The 18,708-nt window shown below is 59.3% G+C and carries 19 protein-coding genes and 2 pseudogenes; 11 read left to right on the top strand and 10 right to left on the bottom strand.

The genetic code is table 11. From position 1 onward, the window contains the following. Positions 1-25 precede the first annotated feature (25 nt). Positions 26-1,312, bottom strand: a complete 1,287-nt coding sequence (locus ACA063_RS07105) for an MFS transporter (protein ID WP_497665305.1) — start codon at positions 1,310-1,312, stop codon at positions 26-28. A gap of 172 nt (positions 1,313-1,484) precedes the next feature. On the opposite strand from ACA063_RS07105, the gene ACA063_RS07100 reads away from it, so the two are divergent. From ACA063_RS07100 to ACA063_RS07085, 4 genes and pseudogenes are all read left to right on the top strand, one after another. Next, a complete protein-coding gene (locus tag ACA063_RS07100) occupies positions 1,485-2,414 on the top strand; it encodes a LysR family transcriptional regulator (protein WP_497665304.1) in 930 nt (309 codons plus the stop codon). Positions 2,415-2,525: 111 nt separating this feature from the next. After that, positions 2,526-2,717 (top strand): annotated as a pseudogene (locus tag ACA063_RS07095) (IucA/IucC family protein); the annotation flags it as partial. Continuing rightward, positions 2,710-3,387: pseudogene (locus tag ACA063_RS07090) on the top strand (MFS transporter); the annotation flags it as partial. The pseudogenes ACA063_RS07095 and ACA063_RS07090, both read left to right, overlap by 8 nt. Positions 3,388-3,450: 63 nt before the next feature. Next, positions 3,451-5,562: a TonB-dependent receptor gene (locus ACA063_RS07085; RefSeq protein ID WP_497665303.1), complete on the top strand. Its 2,112-nt coding sequence runs from the start codon at positions 3,451-3,453 to the stop codon at positions 5,560-5,562. Between the two features lie 189 nt (positions 5,563-5,751). On the opposite strand, the gene ACA063_RS07080 is transcribed toward ACA063_RS07085, so the two are convergent. Genes ACA063_RS07080 through ACA063_RS07070 form a run of 3 tightly spaced genes read right to left on the bottom strand, consistent with a single transcriptional unit; the run spans position 5,752 to position 7,613 of the window. Further along, positions 5,752-6,294, bottom strand: coding sequence for a DUF2937 family protein (locus ACA063_RS07080; RefSeq protein WP_162436922.1), 543 nt, complete (start codon positions 6,292-6,294; stop codon positions 5,752-5,754). Between the two features lie 11 nt (positions 6,295-6,305). Then, the gene (locus ACA063_RS07075) at positions 6,306-7,082 is read right to left on the bottom strand and encodes a class II glutamine amidotransferase (RefSeq protein ID WP_497665302.1); all 777 of its coding nucleotides are present in this window, start codon (positions 7,080-7,082) and stop codon (positions 6,306-6,308) included. A gap of 33 nt (positions 7,083-7,115) precedes the next feature. Beyond that, the gene (locus ACA063_RS07070) at positions 7,116-7,613 is read right to left on the bottom strand and encodes an MFS transporter (RefSeq protein WP_497666484.1); all 498 of its coding nucleotides are present in this window, start codon (positions 7,611-7,613) and stop codon (positions 7,116-7,118) included. A gap of 201 nt (positions 7,614-7,814) precedes the next feature. Here ACA063_RS07070 and ACA063_RS07065 point away from each other — a divergent pair, with 201 nt between their 5' ends. Together ACA063_RS07065 and ACA063_RS07060 are read left to right on the top strand one after the other, a co-directional pair. Further along, positions 7,815-9,869, top strand: coding sequence for a S9 family peptidase (locus ACA063_RS07065; RefSeq protein ID WP_497665301.1), 2,055 nt, complete (start codon positions 7,815-7,817; stop codon positions 9,867-9,869). Between the two features lie 268 nt (positions 9,870-10,137). Beyond that, entirely contained in the window at positions 10,138-10,611 is a 474-nt protein-coding gene (locus ACA063_RS07060) for a Crp/Fnr family transcriptional regulator (RefSeq protein WP_497665300.1), read from the top strand. On the opposite strand, the gene ACA063_RS07055 is transcribed toward ACA063_RS07060, so the two are convergent. After that, positions 10,608-10,898: a hypothetical protein gene (locus ACA063_RS07055; RefSeq protein ID WP_162436926.1), complete on the bottom strand. Its 291-nt coding sequence runs from the start codon at positions 10,896-10,898 to the stop codon at positions 10,608-10,610. The two genes, ACA063_RS07060 and ACA063_RS07055, sit on opposite strands and share 4 nt — an antisense overlap. A 93-nt stretch (positions 10,899-10,991) precedes the next feature. On the opposite strand from ACA063_RS07055, the gene ACA063_RS07050 reads away from it, so the two are divergent. The 4 genes from ACA063_RS07050 (at position 10,992) to ACA063_RS07035 (ending at position 13,319) form a co-directional block, all read left to right on the top strand. Continuing rightward, positions 10,992-11,678, top strand: coding sequence for a spermidine synthase (locus ACA063_RS07050; RefSeq protein ID WP_162436927.1), 687 nt, complete (start codon positions 10,992-10,994; stop codon positions 11,676-11,678). Between the two features lie 49 nt (positions 11,679-11,727). After that, positions 11,728-12,102: a YajD family HNH nuclease gene (locus ACA063_RS07045; RefSeq protein ID WP_497665299.1), complete on the top strand. Its 375-nt coding sequence runs from the start codon at positions 11,728-11,730 to the stop codon at positions 12,100-12,102. 276 nt (positions 12,103-12,378) lie between these two features. Further along, positions 12,379-12,849, top strand: coding sequence for an RNA methyltransferase (locus ACA063_RS07040; RefSeq protein WP_007911337.1), 471 nt, complete (start codon positions 12,379-12,381; stop codon positions 12,847-12,849). Between the two features lie 92 nt (positions 12,850-12,941). After that, complete coding sequence (locus ACA063_RS07035; RefSeq protein WP_497665298.1) at positions 12,942-13,319, top strand: YgaP family membrane protein; 378 nt, start codon at positions 12,942-12,944, stop codon at positions 13,317-13,319. Positions 13,320-13,418: 99 nt separating this feature from the next. Here the strand turns inward: ACA063_RS07035 and ACA063_RS07030 are convergent, their stop codons facing one another. Both ACA063_RS07030 and ACA063_RS07025 read right to left on the bottom strand, forming a co-directional pair. After that, a complete protein-coding gene (locus ACA063_RS07030) occupies positions 13,419-14,648 on the bottom strand; it encodes a hypothetical protein (RefSeq protein ID WP_497665297.1) in 1,230 nt (409 codons plus the stop codon). A gap of 42 nt (positions 14,649-14,690) precedes the next feature. After that, a complete protein-coding gene (locus tag ACA063_RS07025; RefSeq protein ID WP_497665296.1) occupies positions 14,691-15,140 on the bottom strand; it encodes a YcgN family cysteine cluster protein in 450 nt (149 codons plus the stop codon). 281 nt (positions 15,141-15,421) lie between these two features. Here ACA063_RS07025 and ACA063_RS07020 point away from each other — a divergent pair, with 281 nt between their 5' ends. Next, positions 15,422-16,015, top strand: a complete 594-nt coding sequence (locus ACA063_RS07020; RefSeq protein ID WP_497665295.1) for a nitroreductase family protein — start codon at positions 15,422-15,424, stop codon at positions 16,013-16,015. Positions 16,016-16,138: 123 nt separating this feature from the next. Here ACA063_RS07020 and ACA063_RS07015 read toward each other — a convergent pair whose 3' ends face one another. The 3 genes from ACA063_RS07015 to rnd form a co-directional block, all read right to left on the bottom strand. After that, positions 16,139-17,071, bottom strand: coding sequence for a D-2-hydroxyacid dehydrogenase (locus ACA063_RS07015; protein WP_497665294.1), 933 nt, complete (start codon positions 17,069-17,071; stop codon positions 16,139-16,141). A 134-nt stretch (positions 17,072-17,205) separates the two neighbouring features. Further along, positions 17,206-17,499, bottom strand: coding sequence for a YcgL domain-containing protein (locus tag ACA063_RS07010; RefSeq protein ID WP_007898694.1), 294 nt, complete (start codon positions 17,497-17,499; stop codon positions 17,206-17,208). Next, positions 17,496-18,629: a ribonuclease D gene (gene rnd, locus ACA063_RS07005; protein WP_497665293.1), complete on the bottom strand. Its 1,134-nt coding sequence runs from the start codon at positions 18,627-18,629 to the stop codon at positions 17,496-17,498. The genes ACA063_RS07010 and rnd overlap by 4 nt, the downstream gene beginning before the upstream one ends. Positions 18,630-18,708: the final 79 nt, after the last annotated feature.

Raw genomic sequence — 18,708 nt, 5'->3', positions numbered from 1 at the left:
TTTATTCTTTTCAGATGCAGGCAGATTACTGCGCATCCAATTGCTTGCCACGTGTTTCCGGCAGACTCAATGCCGCGAGTATTACCACCCCGTAGGACACTGCCGCAAACGCCCCGATACCTACGCTCAACGGTACCTTCTGGCTTAGCAAGCCGATCAACAGCGGAAACAATGCCGCCAGCGCCCGGCCGATGTTGTAGCAAAAGCCCTGGCCCGAACCGCGAATCCGTGTCGGAAACAGCTCCGTGAGAAACGCCCCCATGCCGCTGAAAATCCCCGAGGCAAAGAAGCCCAGCGGGAAGCCTAGCCAGAGCATCACGCCATTACTGACGGGCAACTGGGTATAGAGCAGCACAATGGTGAAAGAGCCGACGGCAAACAGAATGAAGTTTTTCTTGCGGCCGAGGATGTCAGTCAAATACGCGCTGATGACATAGCCGACGTAGGAGCCGACGATCACCATCGCCAGATAGCCGCCCGTACCGAGCACGCTCAAGCCGCGCTCGTTCTTCAGAAAAGTCGGCAACCAGGAGGTGATGGCGTAGTAACCGCCGAGTGCGCCCGTGGTCAGCACCGAAGCGCGAATCGTGGTGAACAGGATTCCGGGAGCGAAGATCTCGTAAAACTTCGCCTGATTACCCGGTTCCTGCCTGGCCTTGGCTTCGCGATAAATCTCCGGGTCCTTGACCAGCCGTCGAACGAAAATCACGAAAATCGCTGGCACAATCCCCAGGATGAACAACGCGCGCCAGGCGTCCTCTGGCGGTAATACCGAGAACAGCAACGCATACAGAATTGCCGTCAGGCCCCATCCCAGCGCCCATCCCGACTGCACCATGCCCACTGCTTTGCCACGGTCCTTGGCGCGAATCACTTCGCCCATCAACACCGCGCCAGCGGTCCATTCGCCGCCGAAACCGAAGCCCATCAACGTGCGGCTGATCAGCAGTTGTTCGTAGTTTTGCGCAAAGCCGCAGAGGAAGGTGAAGAAGGCGAACCACAGCACCGTCAGCTGCAAGGTGCGAACGCGACCGATGCGATCGGACAGAATCCCCGCCACCCAGCCGCCAATGGCCGAAGCGATCAAGGTACTGGTGTGAATCAGCCCGGCTTCACCGGTAGTAATGCCCCACATGGCAATCAGGGTGGGCACCACGAAGCTGAGCATCTGGGTGTCCATGCCGTCCAGGCCATAGCCGATCTTGCAGCTCCAGAAGGTGCGACGTTCCTGCTGATTGATGTTGTGATACCAGTCGAATGGTCCCGGGCGAGCCGTGGCCTTCGGGGTATCGAGCGTGTCGGGCGCACTCATGGCGAATCTCCGCGCAAATTTTATTGGTATTGTTCTGAGCCCCGACGACGCCTATCGTGGGAACCGGATGCGTCGATTTTTGGACGCCCGCCCCTACTGCGTCCAACTAATAAAAACCCGCCTTAGGCATAAGAAAAATTTATCCCCCGATTCAAGCCCGCGAGTTGATTCCATGAACTTGAAGTTTCTCGAGACGTTTGTCTGGGTTGCCCGACTCAAGAGTTTCCGCCTGACGGCAGACAAGCTGTTCACCACTCAAGCATCGATTTCCAGCCGGATCGCGGTGCTCGAAACCGAGCTTGGCGTGAAATTGTTCCTGCGCGATTCTCGCGGCGTCAGCCTGACGCCCGAAGGCCTGAAAGTACTCGAATACGCCGAGCAGATGATGGACACCATGCAGGCGCTCAAGCACTCGATCGAGACCCGTTCCTGCAAAGTCGGACGGATCCGCATCGGCGTGATGGACACGGTGATTCACACCTGGCTCAGCCCGTTGGTGGCGCAGATGACGGACCACTATCCGCTGGTGGAAATCGAGTTGGTCGCCGATACCTCGCTCAATCTCTGCGATCAGCTGCAAAAAGGCTTTCTAGACGTGATCCTGCAAACCGATCTGCTGCGCCAGGAAAGCGTACGCAGCCTGGAGCTGGCCAGTCATCCCATTGGCTGGATCGCGGCCAGCAATTCCCTCTACAACCGGGAGTATTCGGGCATCGCCGACCTCGCGCGGGAACGGATCATCACCTACTCGAAAAACTCCCATCCGCATCAGGATATTTTGAGCCTGATGCAAGCGAATGGAGTGATGGCGCCGCGGCTGAATTGCGTGAATTCGGTGTCGGCCATCACCCGTTTGCTGCGCGATGGCTTTGGTATCGGTGCATTGCCGCCGGTGCTGGTCGCCGAGGAATTGGCGCGGGGTGAACTGACGCTGTTGAACGTCGATCAACGGCCGCCGAACTTGCAGGTGGTGGTGTCGTGGCGGGTGGGCGTGGAATGGGTCGAGGAGATTGTGGCGTTGTGTCAGCAGGTGCTGGAGGCGTATGCGCAGCAGGTGGGTGAAGGGTATGTCCGCTTGAGCAAACCGTTACCAAACGTATGAACAGGAAGCCTCCTACACGATAATAGGAATCGTCTTCATTACCATTGTTTTCGAAAAATAATACTCTTTGCGCGCTTTCAGCTAACGACTGTCGACAAGGAGTCGAACTCGATGCGCGCCTACACGCAACTACAGCAGCAATTGCTCACGCACTGGAGTGAAGCCCTCGAAACAGAGGCGTTTCAGAGCCATCGCATCACGCTTGACCATCTGATGAAAGCGCTGGAACCCGCCATCCAACGGAGCTTTCAGCGCCTGATGCAGGCGCTGTTTCGAGAGAAACTGATCAACCCTGATATGTGCAGTTGCCCTTCTTTTTTATGGCGCCACGGCGATGTGCCTCGTGTGCGCGGCGGGAAGTCTTTTCCTGCCGGCCGACACCACTCGAGGTTCGCGTGAAAAACCTGTTGCGCCCGTGAATCTGCCCAAAGGCTGGCTCGGCTCGATGCTGCTGGTGATCGTACTGATCCAGGCCGCGAAGACGATACCGCAGCCGTTTTACGCCCTGTATGTCGCCGACATTTTACAAGCACCCAATTGGCTGATCGGGGCCACTTACGCGGCAAGCGCCGCGACCCTTGCACTGTCCGCACCGATGTGGGGGCGCTTGTTCGATCGTTGGGCGCCGGCTCAAACCTTGCGCGTTATCGAAAGTGTGGCCTGGCTTTGCGCCCTGACGCTCGCCGCGACAGCACTGGCTAACGAATGGATGGGTTTTCTCGTCAGCCGGCTCATCTGGGGCATCTGGCAAGGCGCCCTGCTTCCCGTCGCTTATGCATTGATCGCCTGCACCGTCACCCCAAATCAACTCGGTTTTGCCTTGGGCCTTGGAAACAGCGCGGCAAAAGCCGGTGCCTTGCTAGGCGTTGTTGTCGGCGGCGTCGGCATGGGTGTGATCGGCCTGGCTCACAGTTTCTGGCTGGTAGCGGTGGCTTACGCACTGGCTGCTTTCGGGATTCGCTGGATTCGTTAGCTCGCCTCAGCACCCGGCAGCAAAACGCTTTCTACCACTTCAATCATAAAAAAAGACCACAACATGACCCAATCCAGACTTTCGTACCTTATTCCCCTGCTCGGCGCTTTCAGCCCCTCCAGCCTCGCCGAGGAGATCGAGCCGCCGCCCGGCACCCTGGACATTCAGGCCACCGTCGTTTCCGCTACACGCAACGAAGTGAGCATTGCCTCGATTCCTGGCTCTGTGCAGGTCATCGATGAACAGCAGGTCCGCGAGCAAAGCGGCGCAGGTCGTCGGGTCTCCGACATTCTCGGGCAACTGGTTCCCGGGCTTGCACCTTCCAGCGGCGGAATGAGCAACTTTGGACAGACCCTGCGCGGGCGCAACATGCTGGTGCTGATCGATGGCGTGTCACAGAACGCCACGCGCGATAATTTTCGTCAGCTCAACAGCGTTGCGCCGGCGAGCATCGAACGCATCGAAGTGATCTCCGGCGCCAGCAGCGTCTACGGTGCCGGTGCCTCAGGCGGCATCATCAATATCATCACCAAGCGTAATCAGGGTCAGGACATCGCCTATAGCAGCAAGTTGGGCCTGAGCAGCGGCAACCACTTCAATGCAAAAGGCCTCGCCTATGAAGTCTTCCAGAGCGCGACCGGGCGCAGGGATGCGCTGGACTGGTACGTGTCCGCCGACCTGACCCAGCGCAACGACCAATACGACGGCAGCGGCAAGCGTATCCCTCAGGACACGTCCCAGGGCAGCAACATGGACACCGAAACCTATGACCTGCAAGGTCGATTCGGGTATGAGCTGGATGCTGACAAGAAACTCAGCCTGTCGCTGCAGAACTACAAGGACCAGCAAGATACCGACTACACCAAAGACCCGAGAAACCGGCAGCAAGCCGTTGCGGTCAAGGGACTGAAACTGGGCGATCAGCCTTATACCCATAATCAGGCAGTCAACCTCAATTACACCGACAAGGACTTCTACAACCAGGGTCTGCAACTGGAAAGCTACTGGCGCAAGGCCGACGCGCTGTTTTTTCCGGACCTGTCGCGGGGCAAGGCCGGCATAGCCGACAACAACAGCGTGCAGGATGTCTACGGCCTGCGTGCAGCCATTGACTCGGCGCTTCCATCAATTGGCAATGCCACGGGTAATCTGGTGTGGGGCGCCGACTACGATCACGAGCGTTCGCGCCAGCGTGGCGACCAGTACACGCTCAATGGTTTGACCTACACAAAAACCGGCACGACCTACGAAATGGGACCTGACATCGAAACCACCACCAAAGCGCTTTTCGGGCAGATGTCATGGGAAATCGGTGATTGGACGTTGCGTGGCGGTATTCGCCGTGAATGGATCAAAAGCGAGGTCGCCGACAGTATTGCTTACGGTGAAATCGTTCAGACGGGAGTACGCGCTACGTTGCCCGGCGACACCCTTCAGTACAGCGCCACGCTGTATAACCTGGGCGCGGTGTATCACCTGAGCGAAAACCAGGACCTCTTCGTCAATTACAGCCAGGGGTTTTCGCTGCCAGACATCCAGCGCTTCATGCGCGATGTCAGCAGCACATTCGACATCCAGAGCCTCAATGCTCAAGCAATCAAAGTGGACAGTTATGAACTGGGCTGGCGTGGCAACTGGAGCCAGTGGCAAGCCGATGTCACGGCGTATGAAAACACGTCGGATGTGACCCAGTTCTACGATGCCAATAATCGGGTTTTACGTCTGATCAATCAGAAAGAGCGGGTTCGAGGTATCGAAAGCAGCCTGACGTATCGTGTCACTGATGACTGGTCGCTCGGCGGCACATACGCCTGGGCCAAAGGGGAAACCGAACAGAACGGCAAATGGATCGACCTGCCGGCCACCCGTATTTCACCCGCTAAAACCACGTTGTTTGCCGGCTACGCCAAGGATGATTACGCCCTGCGTCTGCAAGGCATGCGCCTGGCCAACTACGATGCCGCCGCCAAGGACAACAACGGGCGAGACATCAATGGCTATACGCTGGTGGATTTACTCGGTTCGGTGCACTTGCCGGTCGGGCGTCTTGAAGGCGGGGTGTACAACCTGACTGACCGCACGTACAAAAACCTGTTTGCTCAAGCCAATGCGCGAGCGCCTTACGCGAACGCTCAAGGCCGGACGCTGAGCATGAGTTATTCGGTAGATTGGTGAAAGTTAAGCAGGCATGCCGATCAGTCAAGCCTCACGACAACCTGTAGCAGCTGGCGAAGCCTGCGTTGGGGCGCGAAGCGGACCTGATTTTCAAACCGGTATCACGGTGCCTGGACAGCGACTGCTTCGCAGTCGAACGCAGGCTGCGCCAGCTGCTACAGGGAATTGGGTGTATCTGGTGCAATCTAGTTACAACCCCCGCACATCCCGATCTTCAATCGGCCGACTCTGGCGCAGGCGCTTGCCGCCCAGCACCACCCAGTCGATCAGGCGGAACAGGCATTCGATTCCGAACGACAGCAGCAAGGCGCCGCTCATGCCCCAGATCATCGCTTCCGGGGTCAGCAGAATCTGGTAGCTGTAACCATTCCAGGTTTCCTTGCGGATATCCGGATCGGCGGCCAGGGCCACTTGCAGGACGCGGATGTACCACGGGCCCTGCATGGCCTGGAACTGTTTATCGAGGGCGATCTGGCGGGTGAGCAAGGTGCTCAGGCTGTCGGCGTCGCTGCGGAATATCGGGTCTTCACTGGCGCGGTAATGCGCGACCAGTGCCTGCATGTCGCCTTTGAAGAACTGATTGGCGGTGCCTTGAAAACCGCTCAAGCCGGTCTGCGCCTCAATCAGATGCGCTTCGACCCGCTTGGCGTAATCGCTGATGAAACCCGGCACCTGCACGCCGATCAACAGGCCCGCCGCGAACAATACCAGTCGTACATAACTGAGCAACATCGGGACGGTCCTTATTGGGTCTTGCCCTGGCTGACGCATTCACCGCGTCGCCACAGGCTCCATTGGCCCGGTTCGTACCGGGTCCAGGTTTCGTTTTCGGTCAAGGGTTCGGTGGCAATCACGGTCACCACGTCGTTGGGCGTGGTTTCGGCCTGGAAGTCGACGATCACATCGACATCTTTCAAGCGCGCCGGGCCAAACGGTGCGCGGCGGGTAATCTGGGCAAGTTTGGTCGAGCAGTAACAAAACAGCCAGTCGCCATCACTGAGCAGGCAGTTGAAGACGCCTTTATTGCGGTATTCAGCGCAGGCGGCGACCAGGTCGGGCAACAGTTCTTCGACGTCGACCGGCTCAGGAAAGGCGGCGCGCACGCGGTTAAGCAAGTCACAGAACGCCGCTTCGCTGTCGGTATCGCCCACGGGACGGTAGAAGCTGGTGATCGGTTGAAAATCCGCCAATTGGCCGTTGTGGGCGAAACACCAGTTGCGTCCCCACAGCTCGCGGACGAACGGGTGAGTGTTGGACAGGCAGACCTTGCCGACGTTGGCCTGGCGAATGTGCCCGATGACCACTTCGCTCTTGATCGGATAGCGCTGCACCAGATTCGCCACTTCAGACTCGCAGCTCGCCGCCGGATCCTGAAACAAGCGCAACCCGCGACCTTCATAGAACGCGATACCCCAACCGTCACGGTGCGGGCCGGTACGTCCGCCGCGCTGCATCAGCCCCGTGAAGCTGAACACGATATCGGTCGGGACATTGGCGCTCATGCCCAATAACTCACACATGCTCGGTCTCTCGATGAAAAGCTGGGGCCAGTATTACAAACGCGGTTCAACCCGCATACGCTGAGGGTTGCTCGGTAGCGGTGGACGGCCGTAACGATCATCCCCGGCACCGCCGAACAGATGCTCATCTTCAGGTTCTTCCGCCCGGGCAGCTTCCCGTGCAGCGGCGGCCTGTTCCTTGCGAGCGTTGGCGGCGCGCTCGATAGGGAAGCGTATAGCCACAAAGATGAGGTAGATGGCGAAGGCGATCATCCCGTACATGAACAGGTCGGAAATCGCCCGCCAGGCGTTATTACCGACTTTGAACATCAGGTCGAGGGCGGTAATGGCGATCGCCGGTGCAACTTTTTCCTTCACGGGATCAATAATGGTCGGGCTGAACAGCAACACGGCCACCAGCAGCCGCAGCGGCTCGCGTAGCCAGCGCCACATCCAGCGGGTCAGGCGCATCCACACCAACAGGCAGCCTATAGCGGCGAAGGCGTAGAGGCCCCAAGCGATCAGATAGTCGTTCTCGGTCATGGTGTCCATGGCAAGGGAGGCAAAGAGGCGCTTATAGTAACGACTTTTCACCCATCAGGCTTGTCCCAAGCTTAATCCCTGTGGGAGCGAGCCTGCTCGCGAAGGCGGTGCGTCAGTCAACGACAATGTTGATTGTGCTGGCCCCATCGCGAGCAGGCTCGCTCCCACAGGTTGCGAAACCCTATTGCGCTAATTGCCCGAGAGCCCTTCATGCCCCTATCCGCCAACGTTTCCGATGCACCCATAGCCCACCGGGCTGAAGGTTCCGACCCGTATGCCTGGTTGCAGGAGCGGGACACCGACGCGGTGCTCGACTATTTGAAGGCTGAGAACCGCTATCAGGAAGCGCAGACCGCCGATCAAGCCGAACTGCGTGAAACCCTGTTCGAAGAAATCAAGGGCCGGATCCTCGAGACTGACCTGTCCCTGCCCTCCCCGTGGGGTCCGTATCTGTATTACACCCGCACCACCGCTGGCGACGAGTACGCGCGCCATTACCGCTGCCCGCGCCCGGCCGATGACGGCCTGCAGCTGGATGAAAGTCAGGAACAGCTGCTACTGGACCCGAACGAACTGGCCAACGGCGGTTTCTTCTCTCTTGGGGCGTTCAGCATCAGCCCGGACCACCAGCGCCTGGCCTACAGCATCGATTCCACGGGTGATGAGGTGTACACGCTGTTCGTGAAGGAACTGTCCTGTGGCCGGGTCAGTGAGCTGGAGTTCCAGGACTGCGATGGCAGCATGACCTGGGCCAACGACAGCCTGACGCTGTTTTTCGGCGAACTGGACGACACCCATCGCCCGCACAAGCTGTTCCGCTATCGACTGGATGGCACTGCGGCCGAAGAAGTGTTCCATGAGACGGACGGTCGATTCTTCCTCCATTGCTATCGCTCGAGTTCCGAGCTGCAATTGCTGCTGGCATTGGGCAGCAAGACCACCAGTGAAGTGTGGGTCCTCGACGCTGCTCAGCCCCAGCAAGCGTTCACCTGTGTTGCACCACGCGTGGAAGATCATGAATACGATGTCGATCACGGCGCGCTCGACGGTGAATGGACCTGGTTCATTCGCACCAACCGCGACGGGATCAACTTCGCGCTGTACCGCGCCGTCGATACCGGCGTTGCACCGACCGAGGCCGATTGGCAGAAACTGATCCCGCACAGCGATACCACGATGATCGAGGGCATGAGCCTCAACGCGGGGGCCTTGACCCTGAGCCTGCGCGAAGGCGGTTTGCCCATCATCGAGGTTCACCCGCAAGACCTGCCAAGCTACCGCGTCAACCTGCCGGATGCGGCCTACAGCCTGCATGTACAGAACAGCCTGGAGTTCGTCAGCGAGCGCATCCGCCTGCGCTATGAAGCGTTGAACCGACCGGCGCAAATCCGCCAGCTGGAATTGGCGAATGGCGAGCAGAAAGTCCTCAAGCAAACCCCGGTACTGGGTCCGTTCGATGCCGATGCCTACGTCAGTCAGCGCCTATGGGCGACCGCGCCCGACGGGACGCAAGTGCCCATCAGCCTGGTGGTCAAACGCGAAGCGCTGGGCAACCCGACACCGCTTTATCTCTACGGCTACGGCGCTTACGGCGAAAGTCTCGACCCTTGGTTCTCCCACGCACGCCTGAGCCTGCTGGATCGCGGCGTGGCGTTTGCGATTGCGCATGTGCGCGGCGGCGGTGAACTGGGCGAAGCCTGGTATCGCGCAGGCAAGCAGGAACACAAGCACAACACCTTCAGCGACTTCATCGCGTGTGCCGAACACTTGATCGCCAACGGCTACACCACCGCCCCGCAACTGGCGATCAGTGGCGGCAGCGCGGGTGGCTTGTTGATCGGTGCGGTGCTCAATCAGCGCCCGGATCTGTTCGGCGCTGCGATTGCTGAAGTGCCGTTCGTCGACGTGCTGAACACGATGCTCGACCCGGACCTGCCGCTGACCGTCACCGAATACGACGAGTGGGGCAATCCCGAAGAGCCGGAGGTTTACGAGCGGATCAAGGCTTACGCTCCTTATGAAAACGTCACCGCCCAAGCCTACCCGGCGACACTGGTGATCGCCGGCTACAACGACAGCCGCGTGCAGTATTGGGAAGCGGCCAAATGGGTGGCCAAGTTGCGCGCGACCAAAACCGACACGAATCCGCTGTTGCTCAAGACCGAACTGGGCGCCGGACATGGCGGGATGAGCGGGCGTTATCAGGGATTGCGTGACGTCGCGCTGGAATACGCATTTGTCTTCAAGGTGCTGGGGATTGCCTGAGGAAGTTGGCCCGGCGTGCGGGTGTTAATACCCGCACACCAAGCCCTGCCTGACGCAACCCCTGTAGCAGCTGGCGAAGCCTGCGTTCGGCTGCGCAGCAGTCGTAAATTCGGATAACGCGGTGTAAATGGAAAACCACGGTGACTGGTTTTACGACTGCTGCGCAGCCGAACGCAGGCTTCGCCAGCTGCTACAGGGTTGTGGTACTCCGCATCATTGGTGTCGTCAGGCCTGAACCCGCAATAGAACCCGATAAAGACACAACGACATGTCAGAAAACACTCAGTTGAACAACGAAATCCGCTACTGGCTGATGGATTGCGGCCTCTTCGATCACTTGCTGCCAGCGGACTTCGCGGCGGCGTCCGGCTACTTCAGTATCAGTACCGTCCCCGAGGGCGAAGTGATTTTCCACGAGGGCGATGCCGGCAGCTTCATGTGCATCATCCACAGCGGCCAGGTGGCCGTACAGAAGACCAACAGTGACGGGCAAGCCGTGACCATGGCCACCTTGCGCAGCGGCCGGGCGTTCGGCGAAATGGCTGTGCTGGATGGTGAACGCCGCTCGGCCAGTTGCGTGGCGGCGAGCGACTGTCAGTTGCTTAACCTGGGCAAGGATTCGCTGGAGAAGATGCTCAACGATTCGCCAAAAATCGCCGCCAAGATCATCCGCGCCCTTGCCGTTTCACTTTCCAAACGCCTGCGCATGGCGGATGGACAGCTGCTGTCCCAGCAAATTTAACCGCCAGGGGATTTGATTCTGGTGTTGTTCTGCTCAAGCCCCGGCAAGGTCTGGTCCTTGGGCGGATTGGGCATTTCAATCCGCGGCAACAAGGGCGCGCTGCCACTGCCAGGACCGGCCCTCGGCACACTGGTCGGGGTAATCTGCGGGTACGGTGTCGGTGTCGCGGTGCCAGGTGAACCGGACATCGGCGCGGGACTGGTGGGAATGACTTGCAGCTCCTGGGCCTGCACTGCAGGAATCGAGAGCGCGGCCAAGGCAATGACCGTTAGAATGGTGCGCTTCATCAATGGCTCCGTTAGCCTTGTTGTCTTTTTGCAGGCTACTCCCAACTGCGTGTGTTTGCCCTCCCCAATGCCCAATCTTCTCAAGAGAGCCTCATGAAACGTTTCGTACTGCTCGACACCACTCCGATTCCTGAAAATGGCGGTGCCCTGTGCCTGTTCGAATACGGTGAGGATTTCGTCATCAAGATCCAGGGCGGCGATGGCGGGCAGCTGATGAATACCCGCATGCATGGTTCGGAAGATGCCCTGGCGGAGATTCCCTGCCGCAAGGTCGCCGGCCGGCCGGACTCGCGGGTATTGATAGGTGGCCTGGGCATGGGCTTCACCCTCGCCTCGGCCCTCAAGCACCTGGGCAAAACCGCGCAAGTGGTCGTCGCCGAACTGGTGCCCGGTGTCGTTGAATGGAACCGCGGACCGCTCGGCGAGAAGGCCGGCAACCCGCTGCTCGACCCGCGCACCGTCATCCGCATGGAAGACGTGGCCAAGGTCCTGCAAGCCGAACCCCAGGGCTTTGACGCGATCATGCTCGACGTCGACAACGGCCCTGAAGGCCTGACCCAAAAAGCCAACAGCTGGCTGTACTCTGCGGGTGGGTTGAGTGCCTGCGCCAAGGCACTGCGCCCTAAAGGCGTGCTGGCCGTCTGGTCGGCAAGCGCCGATCGGCAGTTTTCCGACAAACTGAAAAAAGCCGGCTTCAAGGCCGAGGAAGTGCAGGTCTTCGCCCACGGAAACAAAGGGACCCGCCATACCATCTGGATTGCCGAGAAGCTCAAGGGCTGAGCTAAACTCCCTCTATAACCGTCATTAGTCTTTTTACAAAGGTGAACCCATGAGTTCGTCAACGCCTCCAACCAACACGTCGAAGTTGGACCGCATCCTTGCCGATAACCAGCGCGACAAGGAAATGGGTTACCGCGACAAGGCTCTGAAGATGTACCCGCACGTGTGCGGCCGCTGCGCCCGTGAGTTTTCCGGCAAGCGCCTGAGCGAACTGACCGTGCATCACCGCGACCATAACCATGACAACAACCCGCAGGACGGTTCGAACTGGGAGTTGCTGTGCCTGTACTGCCACGATAACGAGCACTCGCGTTACACCGACCAGCAGTATTTCAGCGAGGGGTCGTTGGGCTCGCCGAAAATTGCCAAGGCGACGCATAACCCGTTTTCGGCGTTGGCTGGGTTGATGAAGAAGGAAGATTAATATCTTCAGTGCCTGGGCGGGCCCTATCGCGAGCAGGCTCGCTCCTACAGGGGATCTTTTGTGACCTGGATATTTGCGAACACTGAAGATCCACTGGGGACCTGCCTGTCCCGACAGGCAATCACCTGTGCCCAAAGTATTTGTGAGCACTGAAGATCCATTGTGGGAGCGAGCCTGCTCGCGATGAGGGCAGGCCAGACACCATCAATCTCAAACCAAACACCCCTCCCCCAATCCCCGTATAATCGCCGTTTTTTCCCCGAAGGCACCCCGCTCGTGGCAGACAAACGGTACAGCTGCATTGGTTTGTATAACCCCAAATCACCGGAAAACGTCGGTTCGGTCATGCGCGCCGCCGGCTGCTATGGCGTGGCCTCAGTGTTCTACACCGGCAAGCGTTATGAACGCGCCGCCGACTTCGTTACCGACACCAAGCGCGTCCATTACGACATCCCGCTGATCGGCATCGATGACCTTAAGAAAATCCTGCCGCTCAATTGCGTACCGGTCGCCGTGGAACTGGTTGAAGGCGCCCGCCCGCTGCCCGAATACACCCACCCGGACCGCGCGCTGTACATCTTCGGCCCGGAAGACGGCTCGCTGGATAAAGAGATTCGCGACTGGTGCGAAGACGTGGTGTACATCCCGACTACCGGCTGCATGAACCTCGCTGCCACGGTCAATGTCGTGCTCTATGACCGCATGGCCAAGGGCCTGAATACCCGCTCGGGGCCGAAATTCCGCTGAATCGCCGCACATCCAATGGAACAAGCCGGCCGCTTCGGCAGTCAGCTTAATTATCTATTCTTGAAGCAGCCATTTCCGCCAGGAGACAGATCATGAGCGAACTCAAACGCGTAGAACGCATCGAATCCACCCCGTTCCAGACCTACCCGGACCAGAACGTCCATGGCTGGGAGCGCATCTGTTCCCTCGCCGGTGGTGTCGTGATGATGGGCAAAGGCCTGCGCCGTGGCGGTATTTTCGGTCTGATTCAAGTGGCGATTGGCGGCGTGGCGCTGGCACGTGGCATTACCGGGCACAGTTCGGCCAAAAGCCTGCTGGAAAAAAGCCGTCAGGACATGAACAACGTGCGGGCGAAGATTGAGCGGGCCGGGGAAGAGTTGAGCCGATTGAAGGCGAATGCCGAGGCGGCGACCAACACCGCGACGGTCACCGGAAATGATTCGTTGAAATCCCCTAAAACCGGGGTTTGATTTTTTAAGATCAAAAGATCGCAGCCTGCGGCAGCTCCTACAGTTAGGTGAGTACTCGAACCCCTGTAGGAGCTGCCGCAGGCTGCGATCTTTTGATTTTTACTCGAGCAACTCGCTATCGAGGACTTTGGAAGGTTCGCCGATGACGCTTTCGGCAAGTTGCACAAATTCTCTGGTGTCGACACTCTCCAGACGCATCGCCCCGCGCAGCACATCATCCAGCGACCGCTTGTTACGCGTCTTGATCCGGATCTCCTGATCCAGCTCACTCAGCAACAACACCGCTTTGCCAACCTGTGCCGAATTGACCTGTTCCCCCCGCAAGGTCGAGACTTTCTGGCCATCCCTGGCCAATTTCTTCTGCAAGTTCGCATACCGCTCATCACTCATGCCGCCGGCGCGCCGCACCAGTTCGATGGCGTAATACTCGGCAAACCCCTCGCTGATCCAGTCGCTGCGCTGCTTGTCGTTGATGCGTCCGAACACCTGGGCCAACTCGCGCACCAGCGCGCTCGAGCCATTTTCGCTGACCAGCGGCAGACGCGTGTTCAGGTAGATCGATTCCCGCGCGGCAAGGCTGCCGCGCCACATCGGGTCGTTCGCGCCGACAATCAGCAGCTTGGTGGGATGACGGGGAAATACAGCCTGTACCTGCGGCCAGACAAACGTCAGCAACGTCAGCACATCCATGCGCCGCATGCCCTGCCCCTGAGGCGAAGCAACCGTCACTTCGGTTTCCCCCAGGCGTGTGCGACGCGTGCCGAGGTGGCCGGCGAGCATCCAGCCCGTGGGTCGGTCAAACAGGCGGGAGACGTTATCGATGCGGAATTTGTTTTTGCCGATCCTCGGCCAGGAGGTTTCTACACTTTTCCAGCCGTTGGGCAATTCGAATTCAAGGCGCGAAACCAGTTCGATACCGTCCTGCTGATCGAGCTTCGCGGCGGGAACCAGATCATCGCCGCGCATCAGTGCCCAGGTCGGCGTCATGCGTGTGTCGAAGCTGCCACTCTTGCGCCCGTGGCTGATGCGCACGCGGTAGGTCAGGCTGGCCTTGTCCGCAATGGGGCGCCAGACGCCACGCGTGTGCTTGCCAGGGCTGAGCTGCCATTGGCCGTCGGCCTTGAAATCGCTGTAATGGCTGCCATCACCGAGATCGAAATCCAGACTGCGAACCGCCGAGCCTTGGGCCAGGGTCAACCGCACCTCCGCCTGATCGCTTTGTGGCAACAGGCGTACGTGATAATCCAGATCGACCTTCTTCGCTGCCCACACGGACGAACTCAGGGCCAGTAACCCAACCGCCAACGCCAGCCGCAATCCCACAGCCATACACACTCCTTCGTGAAAGGTTAAAACATCCGGCGCTTGACCTTACCCTGCGCGAAAAATCAGATGGTCTTCCCAATCGTCCTCGGCCACGCTGCCTTCGGCGAGCATGCGTCCCGATTGTGAAATTCGTTCGTGGTGCACCGCATCGCGATCACCGCTCACCAGGTGATGCCAGAATGGCAGGTCCTTGCCTTCACTGACCAGGCGATAACCGCAAGTGGGTGGCAGCCATTTGAACTCGTCGGCTTTGCCCGGCGTGAGCTGGATGCAGTCCGGCACCGACTCACGGCGATTGGGGTAATCGCTGCACTGGCAGGTTTTCAGATCCAGCAGTTTGCAGGCGATTCGGGTGTAATAAACGCTGTTGTCGTCTTCGTCTTCGAGCTTTTGCAGGCAGCACAGGCCACAACCGTCGCACAGCGATTCCCATTCCTTCTGATCGAGTTGATCGAGGGTTTTGTGTTTCCAGAACGGTTCGACGTGGGTGGCCATGGGTTCGAGCATCGACATCAGGTGGTGAAAAGGCCGCCAGTCTAGTGCGCGCAGCCTCGCGGGCCAAGCATTGGCGACTGCCGGTAGATCGGGACTTGTCAGCCAGGGCGCCGCCAAGTAGTTTTGCGAATCGCATCGAGCCAGATCTGCGTGCCATTAACGCCCGACCGCGTTGCATTCAGATGAAGTGCCAGGCTCACGAAAAACCTCATCGCCCAGCCCAACTGCGCCCGCCGGTTTTCATTCGATTTTCTGACTCACACGTAGCAAGGAATCTCTGCATGAGTAACAACCCTCGCGTTGCCGATTACGTCATCCACCCACAGTTCACTGATCGCTGGTCGCCCCGTGCCTTTACCGGCGGAGCCATTCCTGAAGAAACCCTGCTGAGCTTCTTCGAAGCCGCTCGCTGGGCGCCGTCGGCTTACAACTCTCAGCCGTGGCGGTTTCTGTACGCCCGTCGCGACACGCCAAACTGGGAGCGTTATCTGGGTCTGCTGAACGAATTCAACCGGGGTTGGGCGCAACATGCGTCGGCATTGGTGATTGTCATCTCGAAAACCACCTTTACCGCACCCGGCGCAACCGAAGAAACGCCAGCCTTGTGGCACACCTTCGACACGGGTTCGGCCTGGGGCCATCTGGCGCTGCAGGCGAGCATCAGCGGCTGGCACACCCACGGCATGGCCGGTTTTGATCAGGAACTGACCCGCAAGGAGCTGAACATTCCCGAGGGCTATGCGCTGCATGCGGCGGTTGCGGTGGGCAAGCTGGGTGACAAGTCGACCCTGGCGGACTACCTGCAAGCGCGTGAAGTACCGAGCCCGCGTCGTCCGTTGAGCGAGCTGGTTGCCGAGGGTGATTTCAGCCTTTAATCACATCGCAAAACGAAATGTGGGAGTGAGCCTGCTCACGATGAGGCCAGCACATTCAACATTTAAGTTGCCTGTTCGACCGCAATCGCGAGCAGGCTCGCTCCCACAGGGCTCCGTGAGGATTCAATATCCGCGATCGAAATCCACTTCCCCGCGCAACGCTTCGCCCGCCTGATACGCCCGCAGGTTTTCGACAAACAGATTCACCATCATCGAAGGCGAAGTCGGTGCCGAGCTGTGCCCGGTCAGCAACAGCCCCCACGCCGTCCAGAACGGATGACGTTGCGGCAGCGGTTCCTGACGGCAGACATCGATCACGGCGCCGGCCAGATGCCCTTCTTTCAAGGCTTCGACCAGGTCCGCATCGACCACCGCCACGCCGCGTCCAACGTTGATGAACAAGCCGGTTGGCTTGAACAGCTTGAACAGCGCAGCGTCGTACAGGTCGTGGGTATTGGGGGTGTTTGGCAGCAGGTTGATCACGTAATCCACTTCACCGACCAGGCGCGGCAAGTCCGCCAGCACGCCCACTTGCTTGAACGGGGCCTGCTCGCGAGCCTCGCTGGCGATGCCGTAGAGCTCCACCCCAAATGGCTGCAGAAACTGCGCCACCGTCTGGCCGATGTCGCCCGTACCGACGATCAATACCTTGCGACCTGCCAGGCTCTGGCCCTGGCGGTTATCCCACTTGCGCTCGACCTGGCTGACCAGCCGGGGCAGCACTTCACGCTCGTGGCCGAGCATGTAGGTGAGGACGTATTCCGCCATGACCTGGCCAAAAATCCCTACCGCGCGAGTCAGGCGATAGTGGCGTGGCAAGCCGTCGGCCAGCAACGGCGTAATGCCCGCCCAGGTCGATTGCAGCCATTGAGGTTCATGCCCCTGACGCAACAGGGTGGCCAGCAGATCCGGCTGTCCGAGCCAGATCGGACAATCCGCCGCCAGGCTGGCCAGTTCGGCAGAGTCACCGCTGGTCAGTACTTCCAGCTCAGGCGCAGCCTGACGCAACAGTTGGGCATACACGGGGTGGTCGTGTTCAGCAATCAGAACGCGCATGGTTCAAACCTTTCAAAAGCAGCGCAGACGACCGTCGGCGGAGTCGTGCTCCGTCATCGCGGCCATCGGCAAGAATTCAGTTCCAGTCTTTCAAGAGAGGACGCTTCACAGGTGATGTGAAGCGCCCCAGCCGATCACATCGGATCGTTGCGTCGCAGCAACTCTTCCGGCAGGTGTTCGATGTACTCGTCCTCAGCCGGCGGCATCTGCAGGTGGTAACCCTGCTTCTCGAGATTCTCCAGGACCACGGTGATGTCCTCGCGCGACAATTTGCGCTCGGGGGTCAGCACCAGGTCGAACGCATGATGGGGTTTGCCGAAGGCGGCCATCAGCGATTCCGGGACACGCTCCAGTGCATCGCTTTTGAGCACATAGAGGTACATCTCGTTTTTCTTCAGGCTTCGGTAGATGGAGCAAATACGTTTCAAGGCTGTTCTCCGGGCGTGGCCAGGCTGTCGAGCAGCGCTTGGCCCATCAATTCGCGGCGCCAGCCACGCAGCGAATCAGGCAATTGGTAAGGACCATCGGGGTAGCCGCTCTTGAGCAGCGCTTCCAGGGTTTTCTTGCGCAGCATCAATTCCGGCGCGATGTTCAGGCGCTCGGCTTCAGCCTGACCGATCGCGCGCAACTGCTTGATCAACGCAGCAGCATCCACCGGCAACGGCTCAGGCACGGCGGGCGGCCACTGATCAGGCGACACACTGCCAGAGCGCTTGATCAGATCAAGCAGAAACTCGCCATCCTGACGCACGGTACGCGGGTGCATGTCTTCGATCTTCCCCAGGGCACCGAGGCTATCCGGCTGGGTACGTGCCAATGGCCACAGGGAATGTTCGCGGACGATACGGTTGCGCGGCAGATCGCGGGCGCGGGCTTCGCGCTCACGCCAGGCGCACAGTTCACGCAATACGGCGAGTTGGGCGCGGGACAGTTTCCAGGCCAGCTTCGCTTCGCGATAGAGCTCGTAGGGGTCCACCTCGCGGCGCAGGTTGGCGACCAGTTCAGCGCCGTCTTCCAACACCCAGTTGTACTTGTCGTCAGACAGCTTCGGACGCATGCGTACGAAAACTTCCGCCAGGTGCAGGGCATCTTCGGCGGCATAGCTGATCTGAGTGTCGGAAAGCGGGCGTTGCAGCCAGTCGGAACGGGTTTCGCCCTTGGGCAGGTCGATGCCGAGCACTTCCTGCACCAACCGCGAATAGCCCATGGAGAACCCGAGGTTCAGGTAGGCGGCGGCCAGCTGGGTGTCGAACAGCGGAGCCGGCAGACTGCCGGTCAGGCGCAGCAACACTTCGAGGTCTTCACTGCAGGCGTGAACGACTTTGACCACGGCCGGGTTTTCCAGCAACGCGGCCAGCGGCTGCCAGTTGTCGATGGTCAGCGGGTCAATCAGGTAAGCGCGTACGCCATCACCGATCTGCAGCAAGCCTGCAATCGGATAAAAGGTGTCGACCCGCATGAATTCGGTGTCGAGGGCAACGAATGGCAGTTTCTGCCACTCGGCGCAAAACTGACCGAGGCTATCGTTGTCGCGAATCCAGTGAATATCGATGGCCACACGGCTCTCCCTTGAAGAATGGCGCGCAGTATATATCGCGACCGGCGATTTCCGCGCATCCACTGAACAAGAGCTTTAG

Source organism: Pseudomonas sp. LBUM1643 (assembly GCF_059716215.1).
Note: the sequence above shows the minus strand (reverse complement) of the source record. Positions and strands in the feature narration are given on the sequence as shown.